12 protein-coding genes are annotated in these 17,225 nt (G+C 42.0%); 5 read left to right on the top strand and 7 right to left on the bottom strand.

What is annotated here, in order from left to right; translation table 11 throughout:
* Nucleotides 1–71 precede the first annotated feature (71 nt).
* Nucleotides 72–1,859, bottom strand: coding sequence for an ABC transporter ATP-binding protein (locus tag I5907_RS03750; RefSeq protein WP_196989387.1), 1,788 nt, complete (start codon nt 1,857–1,859; stop codon nt 72–74).
* Nucleotides 1,860–2,189: 330 nt separating this feature from the next.
* On the opposite strand from I5907_RS03750, the gene I5907_RS03755 reads away from it, so the two are divergent.
* Nucleotides 2,190–3,467 (top strand): alpha-amylase family glycosyl hydrolase, encoded by a 1,278-nt coding sequence (locus I5907_RS03755; RefSeq protein ID WP_196989388.1) that lies wholly within the window; start codon nt 2,190–2,192, stop codon nt 3,465–3,467.
* A 167-nt stretch (nt 3,468–3,634) separates the two neighbouring features.
* Entirely contained in the window at nt 3,635–4,099 is a 465-nt protein-coding gene (locus I5907_RS03760) for a ferritin-like domain-containing protein (RefSeq protein ID WP_196989389.1), read from the top strand.
* Nucleotides 4,100–4,148: 49 nt separating this feature from the next.
* Here I5907_RS03760 and I5907_RS03765 read toward each other — a convergent pair whose 3' ends face one another.
* Entirely contained in the window at nt 4,149–4,655 is a 507-nt protein-coding gene (locus I5907_RS03765; protein ID WP_231401956.1) for a hypothetical protein, read from the bottom strand.
* Between the two features lie 393 nt (nt 4,656–5,048).
* Entirely contained in the window at nt 5,049–7,493 is a 2,445-nt protein-coding gene (locus I5907_RS03770) for a TonB-dependent receptor domain-containing protein (RefSeq protein WP_196989390.1), read from the bottom strand.
* A 182-nt stretch (nt 7,494–7,675) separates the two neighbouring features.
* Between I5907_RS03770 and I5907_RS03775 the strand changes: the two genes are divergently transcribed.
* Nucleotides 7,676–8,083 (top strand): DUF1801 domain-containing protein, encoded by a 408-nt coding sequence (locus I5907_RS03775; RefSeq protein ID WP_196989391.1) that lies wholly within the window; start codon nt 7,676–7,678, stop codon nt 8,081–8,083.
* A 164-nt stretch (nt 8,084–8,247) separates the two neighbouring features.
* Nucleotides 8,248–9,633 carry a sulfatase-like hydrolase/transferase gene (locus tag I5907_RS03780; RefSeq protein ID WP_196989392.1) on the top strand — a complete coding sequence of 462 codons (1,386 nt, stop codon included), beginning with the start codon at nt 8,248–8,250 and terminating at the stop codon, nt 9,631–9,633.
* Nucleotides 9,634–9,663: 30 nt separating this feature from the next.
* On the opposite strand, the gene bcp is transcribed toward I5907_RS03780, so the two are convergent.
* The 3 genes from bcp to I5907_RS03795 all read right to left on the bottom strand — a co-directional run bounded on the left by bcp (nt 9,664) and on the right by I5907_RS03795 (nt 13,334).
* Entirely contained in the window at nt 9,664–10,146 is a 483-nt protein-coding gene (gene bcp / locus I5907_RS03785; RefSeq protein WP_196989393.1) for a thioredoxin-dependent thiol peroxidase, read from the bottom strand.
* Nucleotides 10,147–10,283: 137 nt separating this feature from the next.
* Nucleotides 10,284–11,996, bottom strand: coding sequence for a peptidoglycan DD-metalloendopeptidase family protein (locus tag I5907_RS03790; RefSeq protein WP_196989394.1), 1,713 nt, complete (start codon nt 11,994–11,996; stop codon nt 10,284–10,286).
* Nucleotides 11,997–12,335: 339 nt separating this feature from the next.
* On the bottom strand, nt 12,336–13,334 hold the full coding sequence (locus I5907_RS03795) for a hypothetical protein (protein WP_196989395.1): 999 nt from the start codon (nt 13,332–13,334) through the stop codon (nt 12,336–12,338).
* A gap of 228 nt (nt 13,335–13,562) precedes the next feature.
* Between I5907_RS03795 and carB the strand changes: the two genes are divergently transcribed.
* Nucleotides 13,563–15,206 (top strand): carbamoyl-phosphate synthase large subunit, encoded by a 1,644-nt coding sequence (gene carB / locus I5907_RS03800; RefSeq protein WP_196989396.1) that lies wholly within the window; start codon nt 13,563–13,565, stop codon nt 15,204–15,206.
* Between the two features lie 39 nt (nt 15,207–15,245).
* On the opposite strand, the gene I5907_RS03805 is transcribed toward carB, so the two are convergent.
* Entirely contained in the window at nt 15,246–17,174 is a 1,929-nt protein-coding gene (locus tag I5907_RS03805; protein WP_196989397.1) for an alpha-amylase family protein, read from the bottom strand.
* Between the last annotated feature and the right edge of the window lie 51 nt (nt 17,175–17,225).

Raw genomic sequence — 17,225 nt, forward strand, 5'->3', positions numbered from 1 at the left:
CACTTTTTCATACATCAGGCTATAAAGCAAGGCTGCCGGCAAATGCCGGCAGCCTTGCTACTTTTATTTTCTTACGCAACCGGTACAGGTGTTGCAGCATATTTTCTTTCGCCAATCTGTTGCCGCCACATGGCATAATACAATCCCTTTTCATGCAACAGCTCACTGTGGCTGCCGGTTTCTACCACCTGCCCTTTTTCGAGTACATAAATCCTGTCTGCATGCATAATGGTACTCAGCCTGTGTGCAATCAATACGGTAATCTGTTCTTTCTCTTTCGAAATATTTTTAATGGTGCCGGTAATTTCTTCTTCGGTAATGGAATCCAGCGCAGAAGTAGCTTCATCAAATATCAGCAGGTGCGGATGGCGCAGCAATGAGCGGGCAATACTTAAACGTTGTTTTTCTCCACCGCTAAGCTTAAGACCACCTTCGCCAATAACGGTTTCAATGCCTTTCTCTGCCCGGGAAAGCAGGTTCTGGCAACTTGCTTTGTGCAAAGCATCTACAAGATCTTCATCAGTTGCAGACGGGTTTACAAACACCAGGTTTTCTTTAATGGTACCTGCAAACAATTGTGTATCCTGTGTTACAAAACCTATTTGTGTACGCAGTTCATCAAAACTTATCTCATTACCATCTATGCCATTGTAAAGCACCTTGCCTTCTTTCGTTCTGTACAAACCTACCAGCAATTTTACCAATGTACTCTTACCCGAGCCCGAAGGGCCCACAAAAGCAATTGTCTCACCCTTCTTTACCTCGAAACTTATATTATCGAGTGCTTTATATTGTGCAGTCTGGTGTTTAAAGGAAACATTTTTAAAGGTTAGTTGCTCTATGGTGCCAATATGCCTGGGCGTGTGAGGAAACGGCTCTACTGCACGCTTCATCAGGTTATCGAAATTATTCAGCGATGCTTCTGCTTCGCGGTAAGATATAATGATGGTTCCTATTTCCTGCAGTGGACCAAATATAAAGAAGCTGTAAAACTGCAGCGTGATCATTTGGCCGGTTGTAATTACATCTTTAAAAATTAACCAGATGAAGGTAAAGGTGAGCACCTGGCGCAGGAAGTTTACCATGGTACCCTGTATAAAACTCAATGCCCGTATGCTCTTTACTTTTCTCAGCTCCAGCCCGAGAATTTTATAGGTATTTACATTGAGCCTGTTTACTTCCTGCTCTGTAAGGCCAAGACTTTTTACAAGCTCTATATTCCGCAAAGATTCTGTGGTAGAGCCAGCCAGTGCATTGGTTTCTTTCACAATGTTTTTCTGTATCAGCTTTATTCTTTTACTAAGCAGGTTGGTAACCACACCGATAATGATTGTACCGCCGAAATAAATTGGTATAATGCTCCAGTGCAGCCGTAATGAATAGATGCAAACAAAGATCACAGCTATGAGCACGCCAAAAAGAATGTTGATGAAGTTGCTGATGAATTTTTCCGTATCGCTTCTTACTTTGGTTAAAATGGATAATGTTTCTCCGCTGCGCTGGTCTTCGAAATCCTGGTAAGGCAGGCGCATAGAATGCTTTAACCCATCTGTAAAAATCTTTGCACCAAACTTCTGGATGATGACATTTACAAAATAATCCTGGAAGGCTTTGGCAATACGGCTTACCATGGCTGTGCCTATAAGCAGGCCGAGTAAGCTGAGCGCACCCCATATGTATTCGTTCTCATTGCGGGGGGTACCGTCATCAAACGTTTTTGGATGGTTGGCAAACTTATCAATCAGCTTACCAAATATCAGTGGATCGAAAAGCGAGAAAGTCTGGTTGATGGCTGCCAGCAATAACGCCAGCACTACTAACCATTTATATGGTTTTAAATACCGCAACAATATCTTCATACATTCATTATTATTTGCAAGTGGTGGTAAGGACAATGAAATTAAATGGAATTTAGACTATTATCAAATAACGAACCACCGAAAAGAGCAGGACGTTCTGTCAGCAAACAACTGTAAGGTTACCCGCAGCAAACTTATGTAGCAGCGCTATGCCGGTTGTATACACTTGCTTACTCCTGTGCGGCTCTTCTCACCGGTCTTCGCGTTTGTTCAGCAAAGTGCGGAACGCACAAGTGAGTGACACAACAGGCGATGCCACCTGCACCACTGCCTGTGAACAAAAAAAACTGATTGGTACAGTAGTTGATTTTTTAACTGCTAAAAGACAATATGAGTACAGCTTTCCCTATTGTATCGTGGGGCAACGGCACCAATATTTACGAGGTAAACATCAGGCAATACACGCATGAAGGAACGCTGAAAGCCTTTATAGAACATATTCCGCGGCTGCACAGTATGGGCATAGACATTTTATGGCTGATGCCTGTAACGCCTATCAGCATGGAGAAGCGGCAGGGCACCTTTGGCAGCTATTATGCAGCCGCATCTTATACCATCATTGATCCTTCTTATGGCACGGCAGACGATTTCAGGGAGCTGATAAAAACAGCACATTATTATGAAATGAAAGTGATCATTGACTGGGTGGCCAACCATACCGGTTACGACCATGTGTGGACCAAAGAATACCCGGAATGGTATCGTAAAGATGAAGCGGGGAATTTTACCGAACTATATGGCTGGATAGATGTGATCGACCTTAACTACGAGGTGCCCGAATTGCGCAGGGGCATGATCAGCGCCATGAAACATTGGGTTGAAATGTTTGACATAGACGGCTTTCGCTGCGACATGGCACGCACAGTGCCAATAGATTTCTGGATTGAAGCCCGTGCAGAATGTGATGAACTGAAACCTTTGTTCTGGCTGGCCGAATGCGAAATAATAGAATACCACGAGGCCTTCGACCTAACCTATGGCTGGGAAGCAATGAGGGCGCTCGATAAATACATGAAAGGGGAACTGCCGCTTGATGATATTAAAAAAATTCTGGTACAATATGCCAACTATCCTATCGGTTCCAGGAAATTGCTCTTTACTTCTAACCATGATGAGAACACTTACCACGGCACCGAGTATGAAAAATACGGCGTGGCAGCCAGGGCAATGGCCGCATTTACCTGCACCTGGCCCGGCATTCCGCTGATATACTCGGGCCAGGAAAAACCGAACTATAAAAGGCTGGAGTTTTTCGAAAAAGATTTTATCGACTGGAGCGGAGATGTTGAGCTGCACGACTTTTATAAAACCTTACTTACGCTGCGTAAAAAGAATAAAGCACTGCAGGAAAGCGCGTCGGTATTAATGTTTAAAACCACGCACACAGATGTGCTGGCATACTTATGCAGTAGGCAAAAAGATAAGGTACTGGCACTCCTGAATCTTGGTAAAGAAAAAGCAACGTTTAGTATTGACCATCCTGCACTCGCCGGCAGCTATCATGATCTGTTTAAAGGAACACAGGTTGATTTTAAAAGGAGTAAACAATTCTCTTTTGATGCGGGTGAATTTTCCGTGTTACATATAACCGGTGAAGCAGCGGTGTAGTAAGCAATTAATGCCATGATTGGGTAGTTAATTCCTCAAAAAACTGCGCTGGCGGAAAAGGCTGTAACACAAACAGATAATAAATTTAAAAGGCATGTTGTTTGATAAAATTGATGGTGTGGATGGCGAGGTAAGCTTGCCTTTTTTAGCACAAAAAAATTTAACTTATGAAATCATCTAATGAAATTATTGAAGTTTTAAATGATCTGATCCAGATTAACAACGATCGTATTGAAGGTTATGAAAAAGCAATTGAAGATGCAAAAACAGTAGATGTGGACCTGCAGACAATTTTCAGTAAAATGAAAAGCGAAAGTATTAAATACACTGCAGAATTACACAACAGGATATTACAACTTGGTGGCGAGCCTGCTGATGGAACAACGGTTTCAGGAAAGGTATACCGTGTATGGATGGACATAAAAGCAACCTTTACCGGCAAAGACCGGAAAGCATTGCTGGAAGCATGTGAATTTGGTGAAGATGCTGCACAAAAGGCATACCAGGAAGCACTGGATACTGATGGTTTACCGGTTGATATAAGAGATTTTATTGCCGAGCAAAAAAGAGCGTTGCGTAAATCTCACGATGAGATAAAAGCAATGCGTGATATGCAAAAAGCAATATCTTAAGCTAATACAGGTTTTATAAAAAAAGGTGCTGGTTTCAGCACCTTTTTTATTACATGGTTTCAGCCTGTCCTTTATGTTTGGGCTTGAAGTATAGATAATAGTAAGCGAGAATAAGTACGCCAATAGAAAACGGAATTACCGCCAGGTGCTTGTAGTCTACCGTTCCAAAAGCAGTCTCTTCATCAAAACCTAAAAACTCAGTAATCATCCAATAAGAGTTAGCGCTGATCCATACTGTTATGGCGAGGTTGTGACACAGTTCTGAAACGTATTGCCGCGTACGCCAGGATATAATGATCGAAATAATAAGCGTTGGAAAGATCATCACAATACCGAGCGGCTTCCAGAGCAAACACCAGCTTATATCTTTAATAAGCCAGAAAACAATGTGCAGGTTCTCCATTTTACGGTAACGCAGCGGAATGCTGTAAGACTGCTCATGCGGAGCGGTTTCGAGTAACACTGAAGGAGGTTCTTCTGTTTCCACAGAAACATTTGCAGGCGCATTGTTCATTGTTGCAAAAGAATTATGTTTTGAGGAAAATAATTTTTGCAACGTTAACTTTTTACCATCATTTCCAAACTTAAATCTGCCAAAAAATTTATGCTGCCATTGGCATTAGAAAAAGACAGCGGTGGCAGGGGCCTGGTTTTTCAATGTAGCTTCTGTTGCGTCGCACTACGTTCATCGTTCGGTTCTTTGGGCAACAGCGCCGGTTACAGTCTTCGCAGGCGCCATACATAGTACAACATCCGCAGGCCGCCGGTTGCTACAGGCAGTTTGAGGAAACATGCGCCAACAGAGCCTGCGCAGCCGCAAGATGCAATGCAGTACAAGTGTGCGACGCAACAGGAGCTTCATGCTTATGCTGTTGCCGGGTACACAATAAAAAAGGGCCCGGAAAAAAATTTCCGGGCCGTATTCTTCACCAAAACCAACTAAAAAAAATTAATTACCACCAATGCCGCCACCCTGGCTGCCCACACGCTTGTTTTCGTCTTCTGTTGCAGTCTTGCGCTGGCGTGCGGCTTTAACCTGTGCATTACCAAAACGGTAAGTAAAGTTCAGGCGAAACTGGCGGCTTTCCCACCCACCTGTTGTCTTTAAATACTGGCCTGCAAAATCGCTGGTGCCGCCCCACTGCATGGTGTGAAACACGTCTGTTACAGTTGCTTTTAATGTGCCCTTACTTTTCAGCACAGTTTGCTGTATGCCTACATCTACACCACCCATAGCCTTGCTTTTAAAAGTACCCTGCCATATGGAAGGCGAAGTATAAAAACCGGATAATTCAAGCGTTGTTTTCTTTGCTACTTTAAAAGTGTTTTGCATGTATAGGTTGGCTGCAAACACATCGAGGTTTACGCCACGGCCTTCACCAAAGTCTGCCTTGTATTTGGAGTAATAAGTGTTGATGTTTGTAAACATGCTGTAAAACTTATACTGGAATGGCAGGCTTATATTAAGGCTTACAATATCCTGCGTAGCAAGATTCTTTTTGGTTATAAAAGCTTTGGTAAGGTCTGCCGTATCAACAATCTGCGAAAACACATCGCTTACATGGCTGTAACTAAGTGTTGTTGTTAAACGATACCTGAATGTATTGGTAAGCGAAAAGCTGTTGGTGTACTGCGGCCTGAGCTGTGTATTACCCTGCTGGAAAGTGTATTTATCGAGCCTGAATTCAAAAGGATTGAGATCCTGGTAAGCAGGCCTGTCTATTCTTCTGCTATAGCTTACACTCCATTGGTTCATAGGGTTTTTGTTAAGCGTTACCGCGGCACTTGGAAAGAAGTTGGTATAGTTTCTTTCGAAGGTAGAATCGAACTGTATGTTGCTGCCATCAATCAACGACACTCCCTTTGAAGCACCTGTGATATTGGTATTTTCCATACGCAACCCAGCCTGTATCATAAAGCCTTTGAACTGCCTGTTGTAATTAACGTACAGCGCATTGATGTTTTCTTTGTACAGGAAGTTATTATTGCGGTCTCTTGTTTTGTCTGCTTCGTCTATAATGAAACGATCAAAGTTGTTATCGCTTTTTACGTAAGATACTTTTCCACCAAAACCCAAACGTCCTTTTTTGAAGTTTTGTTCGTAATCAGCCTTACCGGAATAGATATCGATATTCGTTGGCGCAATCATGTTGTATGTTTCACTCTGCAACAGGTTACCTGTTGCGGCATCATACGTATTGTTGGGCTGGTACTGATCACTCGTCAGGCGGTAACGGCTGTAATCCGCATCCACATTCAGTTCATGGCCAGATGTGTCTGCAAAGCGATAGTTGACATTACCATTTATATTGTCTCTGCCGCTGCTTGTTTTGTTATTTGCCAGCAGCAGGCGGTCTGCAAATTTTGTAGGTGCATAAGAAATATCTGTACGGCTGTCGTTGTATAATGTAAAGTCTGTAATATTTCCGTTTACCATAACACCAACCGTGTTTTTGCTATTGATGTAATAATCTGCGCCTGCTTTAAAATTGTGGCTGTTGTTACGGAAGGTCATCACAGCGCGCTGATCGAACAAAGTATCGAGCTGTACACGGTAAAGATTCATGTAACTTTCGTTACGGCTTTTATTGTAGTTGTAACTACCAAAAAGATTCAGGCGTTTGTTACGATTGTTCAATGTTATGCCTGCGTTGTATTTTGGATAAGTGCCAATATTGTAGCCTGCATTCACCGTACCGTTAGTACCGTAAGATTTGTTTTTCTTTAACCGGATGTTGATGATGCCTGCATTACCAGCGGCTTCATATTTTGCAGAAGGATTGGTAATGATTTCTATTGCTTCTATTTGTGTAGACTGCATTGATTTTAAAAAGTTGCTCAGGTCGCTGCCGCTCAGCGGAGATGGCTTTCCGTCTATATACACCTGCACGCCATTTTTACCACTCAGGCTGATGTTGTCATCTTTATCAATTGTAACGCCAGGTGATTTACGCAAGAGTTCCAGCCCATCATTACCTACGGCGTTAATACTGTTCTCTACATTCACAATGGTCTTGTCTGCTTTAACTTCTATCATTGGCTTTTTTGCTACAACAGTTACGCCTTTTAGTTCTGTTGCCGCTTTTTCTAGTACCAGTGTGGGTGCAGTTGCATCTCCGGCAATATTTATAACCGGTGAGTATTTTGCAGCAAAGCCTATAAAAGAAGCGCTGATGATGTATGCACCATTGGTAACATTCTGAAATTTGTAGCCTCCTTCTTTATCTGATACACCCAGCTTCACAACAGTTGTATCTTTTGCATTATGTAAGGTTACTGTAGCATTAGCAACGGCTTTCCCTTCCGCATCTTTTACAACACCAGCTACTGTTTGCGCCATGGCTGTTGCAGACAATATTATAAATGCTGTAAACAGTGAAAAAATTTTACTCATAACAATAAGGTTTGCTTTATTGGTGCGCAAAGTTGTTTCAACATTACAGCGGCACTAAGCTGTTTATGTATCAACGGTACAAACGCTGTTATGAATGGTTGCGTGCAGGGTATGAACCGGGTTGCCTAATTATTGTTTTCCATCAATGTGTGTTGTACATTTAACGTACAATAAAATATGCCATGGCAAAAGCCGCTAAAAAGCTAATTGATATACCCGCTTACCATCTTACACTGGCTGAAGATGAAAAAAACATCTGCGATGTTTTATATGCCCGGATAAACATGTATTTGAAAAATGCAGAAGCGCGTGTTTGGCACAGCCATCCCGTATGGTTTTTAGAAGGCAACCCGGTTGTTGGTTACAGCAAAAGGAAAAATGGTATCAGTTTAATGTTCTGGAGTGGCCAATCGTTTGATGAGCCGGCCTTGCAGCCCGAAGGCAGTTTTAAAGCTGCTGAAATTTTTTTTACTGCAGCAGAACAGGTAAATACAGAGGATCTGCAACGGTGGCTGAGAAAGGCTGCCGATATTCAGTGGGATTATAAAAACATTGTAAAACGTAAAGGCGTACTGGAACGGCTGAAGTAAGGCGTACGCTAACGATAAAAACAATAAATACCGGCCATCTCCAATTTCTTTCACGCTAAAAATTTTTTTAAGTTTAAATGCTTGCATTTCATTAATGGGCGTATTATTTTTATGTTATCAAAAGTTCTTTCATAACCGAATATTTTCCTAACCCCATTTACTTTATGAAACCTCCCACCCGCCGTTCGCTTATTTACCTTTTTGGTATTATAGCTATTGCCATGGCCGCATCCTGCAAAAGAATAGAAACGCTAAGCCCTGCTTCTGAATCGCTTGCAGCACACAACAAAGCTTTATTAGCCGGGCCAACAAAGCCAAATGTTATTGTGATTCTGGCAGATGATATAGGCTACGAAGTACCTGCTGTAAACGGCGGTATCAGTTACCAGACACCAAACATTGACCAGATAGCAAATACCGGCATGCGCTTTACGCAGTGCAGGGCATCCCCTTTGTGTTCGCCATCGAGATTTGCGTTAATGACGGGAAAGTATAATTTCAGGAATTACACCACATGGGGCGTAATGGGACAAAATGAGCAAACGCTTGCGACCCTTTTTAAAAGTGCAGGATACACTACCCTTGCTGCCGGTAAATGGCAGTTTGATGGTGGCGACGCATCTATACATGCACTGGGCTTCGATGATTACAGTGTATGGAACCCGTATGAAATTGCATCCAGTGGCAGCCAGGGCTCGAATTATAAAGATCCGAAAGTTTACCAGAACGGTGCCTATGAGCCTGACACTTCAAACCTTGGAAAATACAGCGATGATATTTTTACTGACTATGTCAAAAACTTTATTGAAGTAAACCAGGCCAACAATTTCTTTATCTACTATGCAACCTGTCTTTGCCATGCACCCTACTCGCCGACACCTGACGATCCGGCTTTTGCTACCTGGAACCCGGCAGACAGGCTGAATGATACAGCATATTTTTCTTCAATGGTGCGTTATATGGACAAAAAAATAGGAGAGATCATTACCAAATTGCAGGAACTTGGGTTATACGAAAACACCGTTATACTCTTTAGCGGAGACAATGGCACACCACACCATATTTTCAGTGTTGTAGATTCTACGGCAGTGGAGGGCGGCAAAGGATCTACGCTGGAAGCAGGCATTCATGTTCCGCTCGTAGTTTCCTGGCCAAACGGTATTACAAGCCCCGGAACAATTAACAACAACCTTATCGACTTTCCTGATATTATGGCAACCTGCGCAGACATAGCAGAAGCTGATGTTTCCGGCTTTGGAACACTTGACGGGATAAGCTTTTACAACCAACTGACAGGTGCCGCCTACACACCAAGACCCTGGAGCTACAATTATTACAACCCGCACACCAATTCGGGTAATAACAAACTGCGGGAATGGGTGCAGGATTCCACCTATAAGCTATACATTACAGTAAACAATAACTACAGGTTCTACAATATAAAAAATGACCCTAACGAATTAGCGGCCATTAAAAAGAGAAATATGACACCGGGAGAAAAAACGATTTACAATAATTTCAAAAGTATACTAACCACCATGGGCCCGTAAATGCCCCGCTAAGTATGGGGGATATATATTTTACTTTATGTTCTTTTCAATATCAGCCCATGCAGCAATGATCTCCGCTGCATGGCTTTTATTTTTTGGCCTTAGAAAAATTTTACGGATTCTTCCCTTCTCATCAATCAGGAAAGTGGTTCGTAATACGCCCATATATTTATGTCCAAACATCTGCTTCTCTGCCCATAGTCCATATCGTTTAATGATCTTTTGCGAAGGATCTGCCACCAGGGTAAATGGCAGGTTGAACTTTGTTTCAAATTTTTTATGCTTCTCAACTTCATCGGGGCTGATGCCTATCACTTCAAAACCTTGTTGCGTCAATAATCCATAATTATCCCGAAGGTTACATGCCTGTATGGTGCAGGTTGGCGTATCATCTTCAGGATAGAAATAAAGCACCAGCTTTTTGCCCTTGTAGTCAGACAAACAAACCTTATGGCCATTCTGATCTATACCATTAAATGCGGGTGCTTTATCTCCTTCTTTTGGCAGATGCATACATTGATCATTTTAATAAAGTGCAAAGTTATTGCGATGTCTCATTGATACACGATCAGCAACGCTATATAAAAATAAACATCATTCCAGTAAACTTTTATGTAGCGAAGTACAACAATAAATCAGTTAAGCTTCCATCATCTTACAAGCGTATATTCTTTCGTGTTAACATTCCCGGCCTTGTCAGTTACCACAACTTTCAGCGTATGTTTTCCGGTTGTAAAATAATCATCAACGCTGTATATAAAGTCATCATTCTTTTTGGCGAAGAGCAACCACTGACCATCTAAAGTTGCAGTAAAACTTTCTACCTCGTCATACTCATCTGTACAACGCAAACGAATGCTTTGCCTTGCTGAGAATTTACTGCCATTACCCCAGCCCACAGGCGTTATTAGCGGGGGCACTGTATCGAGCAGCATTTGCACCAGCCCAAGCCGGTTAAACTTTACGCTCATCCAGCCATCTTTCCATTCCCCTTTTGCCACTTCTTTATGCCTGTTACTTATAAGTTGAATTACCACCCTGTCTTTTTCAGCCGCAGAAAGCATTTGCACAGGCTTTAGCTTTACAACAATGCTATCGTGTAAGGGCACTGTATAATTATGCAAAGAAACCATTGGAGATACAGCGTTTCTTTGTAAAGAAACTGCCTCACTCAACTGAAAGGGCACCACATCATAAAAAGTCTTTTTACTGAAATACGCTTTTACATTTTTTCCTGTAATACTGTCTGCAATGCCGGGCATCAGCGGTCTGGCATTAACCGGATAGGTATAATTTTTTGCCGCTTTTTTGCTGTGTTGTACGTTGAACTCAATATAGCTGGCATTGTTATGTACATCCTTCAGTGCAACTTTAATTTTATGAATCATTGTATCGTGCAGAATTATAACACCCGTTGCACCGGCATCTGAAAATATGCTGATATCATTGCCCGGCAACTTTGCCAGGTGTTGTATAAAACTGTTTGTCCTGGCGTAGACGGTATAATCTGTACAGGCATTGATATACCTGGATGCAGGATATGAAAAATCATTTAGCTGAAACGCGTTGATCAGTGAATCATCCATCCACAACTCTGCCTGGTAAATGCCAAAACGAAAGGAAGAATTATTACGACGGTCAAGTGTTTTTACCCCAAGGCTTATAAGCGGCGAACCAACCTGCACCACCGGCTGCAAACTTGTATATGCTGCACCAGTAGCTTTTAATGCAACAGGCTGTGGCGCCGCAAGGTATGTGCTGTACCTTCTGTCATACCAATACAGGCCATTTACGGCAGGCCTTACATTGTCAGGAATATTTAACCCACACAACTCGGGATTGATATTGTTTTCCGTTTTGCTGTCACGAATTTCGAAGTGCAGGTGCGGACCGGCAGAGCCGCCGGTGTTTCCACTCAGTGCAATAAACTGCCCTTTTGTTACCGGGAACTGGTCAGGCTGCAGGTAAACATCCTGCTCCCATTGTTCATCTGCATATTGTTTTGCAACCAGAAAATCCTGCAGTGGTTTATAAAAAGCATTCAGGTGCGCATACAAAGTGGTGTAGCCATTAGGATGCGTGATGTAGATTGCTTTGCCATAACCCCATTTTTCTATTTTAATCCTGCTTACATACCCTTCCGCAGCAGCGTATACTTCCAGGTTTTCCCGGGCTTGTGTCCGTATGTCAAGGCCCATGTGAAAGTGATTGCTGCGCAGGTCGCCAAAATTTGCAGAAAGATCAAGCGGAATACCCAGCGGGCTGCGAAAATAATTTTGTGGATAGATACTTTCTATTTGCGCATACACATCAGCATTACTTAAACACAGTGCCAGCAACACTGCACTTACAATTTGTCTCATGCCTCAAAAATAGCAACCACGCACAAAAAAGGTCGTTAAACATTTTGCACATTTGCAATGAATGATTTGTTACTCAGCACCGGCTTTCATGGCATCGCCGGTTGTGTCACTCACTTGTGCGTTCCCTTTTTATGGCGGCTGCAGCGTTCCGGCTCATCAAACATCGTGTGTTACCAACCGATTATATAACGCTTTGGCATTTGCGATGACTTTTTTTTATACACTTCTACAAAGGCGATCCGCACAGGTCTTCGCTGCTGGTGAATATTGCTTTTACCGTACAAGAGTGCGACGCAACGAAAGCCTAATAGCAGTACAATTGCCTGGCTCATCATTTCTTTAATGCTTCGCATACCATTTACTTGCATACGGGTCATTCAGCAGGAAGTTCATAAAATTTGCAGACAGAATATTTGCACCCTGGTCGTTGGCATGCAGGCCATCCCGTGTTAGTTCTTTTGTCCACAAAAACCCATCGTTTCTTGGCTGATAACCTACAGACCATTGGTACCACCCCCATGTAACCATTGGCACTTTTCTTTCCACGCCCTTATATTGCAGTTCGGGCTCGTTGTTAATTTGTCCTGCTATTAAAAACTTACAGCCCCAGCCATTGTAGTATGGGCCGGGTTCGCGGTTTTGTTGCTTTTTACCGGTACCTAAAAACGTGGTTGTTCTGCCTAGCAGGTACACTACCTTAAGGTTGGGAAACTTGGTAAGCAAGATTTGCAGGGTGGTTGTATAAACCTGCCGGGTATTAAGTGGCCGCTCAGGAAACGACATGACGCTTATTGAATCATCAGTTTCTAGATACACTACCTGAACCTGTGGAGCCGTAAGATTATTTTTGGCCAGTTTGGAAAAAGCAACGTTCCAGTATGCATTTGTAATGGTGTCGTTTATTTCCTGTATACTTTCTCCTCCACCCGTGCAGTTTGCCGTAAGCAGTAATGGGTTTGTAAGCGGGCTTGCCTTTGTTTTCTTTCTCAGGTTATTCATCATAATAGAACACGTGCTTGCACCGATGGAAATAAAGCCAATTTTACCTGAGGGTGAGTAGTTGCCATTTGCATCCAGCGGTACAACAGATGCAGACACACTATCGAGATCTGTAGCATACTGCCCGGATGGCGTATTCTCACCATCCGGGTAAAGACCACCTGTAAAACCGTAGTACGTTCCTGTTGCGAGGTCTGTAAGGGGAACTTTCACCGTGTCAGTAAACTCAAGGTTGCTTACAGTGGCGGTAGCTGCAACAGAGGTTTGAGGCTTCATTTCCTTTTCGCAGGCGGTGAGCAACAGCATGGTTGCTGTGGCTGATAAAAATAAAGGCTTCATATGTATATTTTTGGTTTAGGAAAATACAAGGAAGAGATTGGCGATGGAATTTGAGTGGGATATTGGCATGTAGTAAGCGAGCTTATTAAAGATAAAATCTATATTTTATAAATGCAAGTAAAAACATGTAATGTTTGCAACCTCCATGATGTACTAACAAGCGTTTTTTAAAATTAAAGTCCGGGAAAAACTTTCGCCTGCCTTACATTTGCGCAATTTATCTATACCATGCCAAAAGACAATTCCATAAAAAGCGTACTGATCATTGGTTCCGGCCCGATCATCATTGGCCAGGCCTGCGAGTTTGATTACTCCGGTTCCCAGGCTGCAAGAAGCCTGCGTGAAGAAGGTATCAAAGTAATTCTTATCAACAGCAATCCTGCCACCATTATGACTGACCCCATGATGGCAGACCGGGTTTACCTGTTACCGCTTACAGTTGAAAGCATTGAGCAGATACTGCAGGAAAATGATATAGACGCCGTACTACCTACCATGGGCGGGCAAACTGCGTTGAATCTTTGTAAAGAAGCTGATGAGCTTGGTATCTGGAAGCAGTACAATGTACGCCTGATAGGTGTAGATGTTGCGGCCATAGATACTGCAGAAGACCGTGAGAAATTCAGACAACTGATGCTGAAGATTGGCATTAAGGTAGCCCCAAGCCGGGTGGCAAACAGTTTCCTTGAAGGAAAAGAATTTGCGCAGGAAATTGGTTTTCCGCTGGTAATACGGCCATCTTTTACACTGGGCGGTACAGGTGGTGGTTTTGTGCATGATAAGAGCGAACTGGATGAAGCGCTGCAACGCGGCCTGCAGGCGTCTCCCATACATGAAGTGTTGGTAGAAAGAGCTGTGCTTGGCTGGAAAGAATATGAGCTGGAATTATTGAGAGACCAGAAAGACAACGTGGTGATCATTTGTACCGTTGAAAATGTTGACCCGATGGGCATACATACCGGGGACTCTATTACAGTAGCGCCTGCAATGACGCTTAGTGATACAGCTTTCCAGGAAATGCGTAACCAGGCTATGCTGATGATGCGCTCTCTCGGCAATTTTGCCGGTGGCTGTAATGTACAGTTTGCCTTAAATCCCGAAACGGAAGATATTATAGCGGTTGAAATAAATCCGCGGGTTAGCCGGTCATCAGCACTGGCAAGTAAAGCGACGGGCTACCCCATTGCAAAAATTGCTGCCAAACTGGCCATAGGTTACTCGCTGGATGAACTAAAAAACCAGATTACCAGAACAACCTCCGCTTATTTTGAGCCCGCACTGGATTATGTTATTGTAAAAGTACCACGGTGGAACTTTGATAAATTCAAGGGAGCCAATGATACACTCGGCCTGCAAATGAAAAGTGTTGGCGAGGTAATGGCCATAGGAAGAAGCTTTACCGAAGCTATTCAAAAAGCTTGTCAGAGCCTTGAGAACGAAGCAGTAGGCTTGGGATATTATGGTAAGAGCCTGATGAAAAGCGAAGATTTGCTGGAGTATATAAAGGTGCCAAAATGGGACAGGATATTTAGAATTAAAGATGCATTGATGCAGGGCGTTACCGTAAAAAGCATCGTGAAAGCAACCGGTATAGATCGATGGTTCATTTACCAGATCCTGGAGATCTGCCGTATAGAAAAAGAACTGGCAAAACATTCGCTGGAATCCCTTGGATATGATCTGTTGAAAGAGGCCAAACAACATGGCTTTAGTGATGAGCAGATTGCCCGTATAATTCATAGCAATACAACCGAAGAAGAAGTGTATAACAAAAGAAAAGCACTTGGTATAACCAGGGTATTTAAAATGGTTGATACCTGTAGTGCTGAATTTGAGGCGAAAACACCTTATTTCTATAGTTCGTTTGAATAAGCAAAAAGGCTGTCTCCCTAAAGAGAACAGCCTTTTATTTTATTTGTATTTAAATCGCAACATATGAAGGGGATGGCCATCTTGATTATTAATACTAAAAACCTTATATCCGTTTTCAACACCAGATGACCTAATTAAAGTTTTATTACCGATGTCTTCTAATTCATCTCCAATTATATTTTCTTCTTTGATATATAACTTGTAACCAGACCCGGCTGCTTTAATTGATTGCATAGATGGCACGGGTATCACTATTTTCTCATTATCTGTTTTTACTTGCGGCGCCAGATCTTTAGATGAGAGAACGTATAAATAATCATCATGGTCATTTGTAAAAAAATTGATATGCGTTTCTTTGTTTTGTTTTTGTACAAACACTGGTGCATTTAAAGCGTTAGCAATCTGCATTTCATTGCCCTTTGGCATGTCTTTAAAATCGACAAATTTGCTTTCATCCATTTCAGATGACACTTTTGTTATACTGCGGTTGCAATAAATTTTGGCTAAGGGGGATATAATATTTTCAGCGAAGTATGCATCTGAGATCAACCTGACTGGAATGCCCGCATTATATAATTTTTGAAACGAATTATAAGCTGGCATTAAGACATTTGTCCAAGCCGAATTTGGCTCCTTAAAATACATATTTCTTTCCTTTTCCGATACGTAAACCCCGACGAAACCAAAAGGTTTAAGATTTTTGAAAAATCGCCCATACTCAGCATTCCACTTCAACGGTTGCCTGAAATTATCCGTAGAACTTCCTTTTACGTCTATATCCAGATTTGCTATGCACCCCAATGCAATCAATGCAGAAGATGTTGCTATTACATCATCTTCAGTACGAAGGCGGGGACACCAAATATGCGGCGGGCCTGCAGAATTATCACGCATATATGAGTATACGAATGCGTTAAGGCCGAACACAGATGTTTCGGATTTTAAACCTTCAGGCATTTTAAAAGCAGACCTGGTAGTTGTCATTTTTATAGGCATATTAGACTCTGACTTTAAAATAAAGTCTTTATAAATCTGGCTGTTCATATGTAAGTCTGTTAAAGTAGGCCAATCATTTCCACTAACCAGCATAATCGGGTCGCCCTTGGTATCTCCTAATGCATTTCTTACATCTTCAAAAAAGCTTTTTATTATATAATTTCTAAACTCATAATATTTTAGCTTATTGCCTTTTTTAAAATCGGCAATCATATCTGTACCATATTTTTCCTTATAAGCCTTTTGTGAAAAGGACGAAAAATCTCCTCTGAAAGGTATATGCACCTCATCAAAATAAAATCCGTCTGCACCATAAGACGCCAGCTCTTTTAATCGTTCAATAACTACTTCCCGGTAAGGAGACGCAAATGACATTGTTACACCACGGGGATTTTTTAAAACTTTTCCATCGACATCTCTGCATGCCCAATCTGGATGTTCTTTGTACATTTCTTCGTCTTCAAGGTGTCTGTAGTATATTATCGCTTTCATGTTTAATGAATGCATCTGATCTATTATTCTTTTCGCAAGATTTTGTCCGCCGGAATTGTAAGCCGCTGTCTTTTCATTTAATTTACCAACTTTGGAGTTCCACCATGGCTTTTCATCGCCAGATTTAATCTGCCTTGTGAGTACGGTAACATTATATTTTGCTAACTTTTTCGGGAAGTCAAAAAAGTCGGGTTTGTTGATGTCATCCAATGTTAGTCTTGTGTGAACCTGAACACGATTTGACATATACCAATCCGGAATTGTGTTATAATAGTCCCCCTTTAAGATGTTAGCCCCCGTGCCTGATAACTTAAAAAGCATGTTAGAGGAGTCATTTCTACTATTGTTGTTAAATTCCTCGTGAGCAATTGAATCTTTTATCGATGTATGGCTACTTACTGCTTGATCGGTTTGGACAGAAGCTGAAGAACAGGAAGAATAAAGGTAAACCAGCATTATGTATAAAAGGTTATTGTGCATTTGTCTTTATAGTTAGTATGTTTTTCAATTATTTATTTATGATGAAGAAGC

Source organism: Panacibacter microcysteis, from assembly GCF_015831355.1.
GTDB lineage: Bacteria > Bacteroidota > Bacteroidia > Chitinophagales > Chitinophagaceae > Panacibacter > Panacibacter microcysteis.

What these genes read in the sequence shown, in the direction of transcription:
- I5907_RS03750 (WP_196989387.1), bottom strand. Translation starts at nt 1,859, where the DNA reads ATGAAGATATTGTTGCGGTATTTAAAACCATATAAATGGTTAGTAGTG.
- I5907_RS03755 (WP_196989388.1), top strand. Translation starts at nt 2,190, where the DNA reads ATGAGTACAGCTTTCCCTATTGTATCGTGGGGCAACGGCACCAATATT.
- I5907_RS03760 (WP_196989389.1), top strand. Translation starts at nt 3,635, where the DNA reads ATGAAATCATCTAATGAAATTATTGAAGTTTTAAATGATCTGATCCAG.
- I5907_RS03770 (WP_196989390.1), bottom strand. Translation starts at nt 7,493, where the DNA reads ATGAGTAAAATTTTTTCACTGTTTACAGCATTTATAATATTGTCTGCA.
- I5907_RS03775 (WP_196989391.1), top strand. Translation starts at nt 7,676, where the DNA reads ATGGCAAAAGCCGCTAAAAAGCTAATTGATATACCCGCTTACCATCTT.
- I5907_RS03780 (WP_196989392.1), top strand. Translation starts at nt 8,248, where the DNA reads ATGAAACCTCCCACCCGCCGTTCGCTTATTTACCTTTTTGGTATTATA.
- bcp (WP_196989393.1), bottom strand. Translation starts at nt 10,146, where the DNA reads ATGCATCTGCCAAAAGAAGGAGATAAAGCACCCGCATTTAATGGTATA.
- I5907_RS03790 (WP_196989394.1), bottom strand. Translation starts at nt 11,996, where the DNA reads ATGAGACAAATTGTAAGTGCAGTGTTGCTGGCACTGTGTTTAAGTAAT.
- I5907_RS03795 (WP_196989395.1), bottom strand. Translation starts at nt 13,334, where the DNA reads ATGAAGCCTTTATTTTTATCAGCCACAGCAACCATGCTGTTGCTCACC.
- carB (WP_196989396.1), top strand. Translation starts at nt 13,563, where the DNA reads ATGCCAAAAGACAATTCCATAAAAAGCGTACTGATCATTGGTTCCGGC.
- I5907_RS03805 (WP_196989397.1), bottom strand. Translation starts at nt 17,174, where the DNA reads ATGCACAATAACCTTTTATACATAATGCTGGTTTACCTTTATTCTTCC.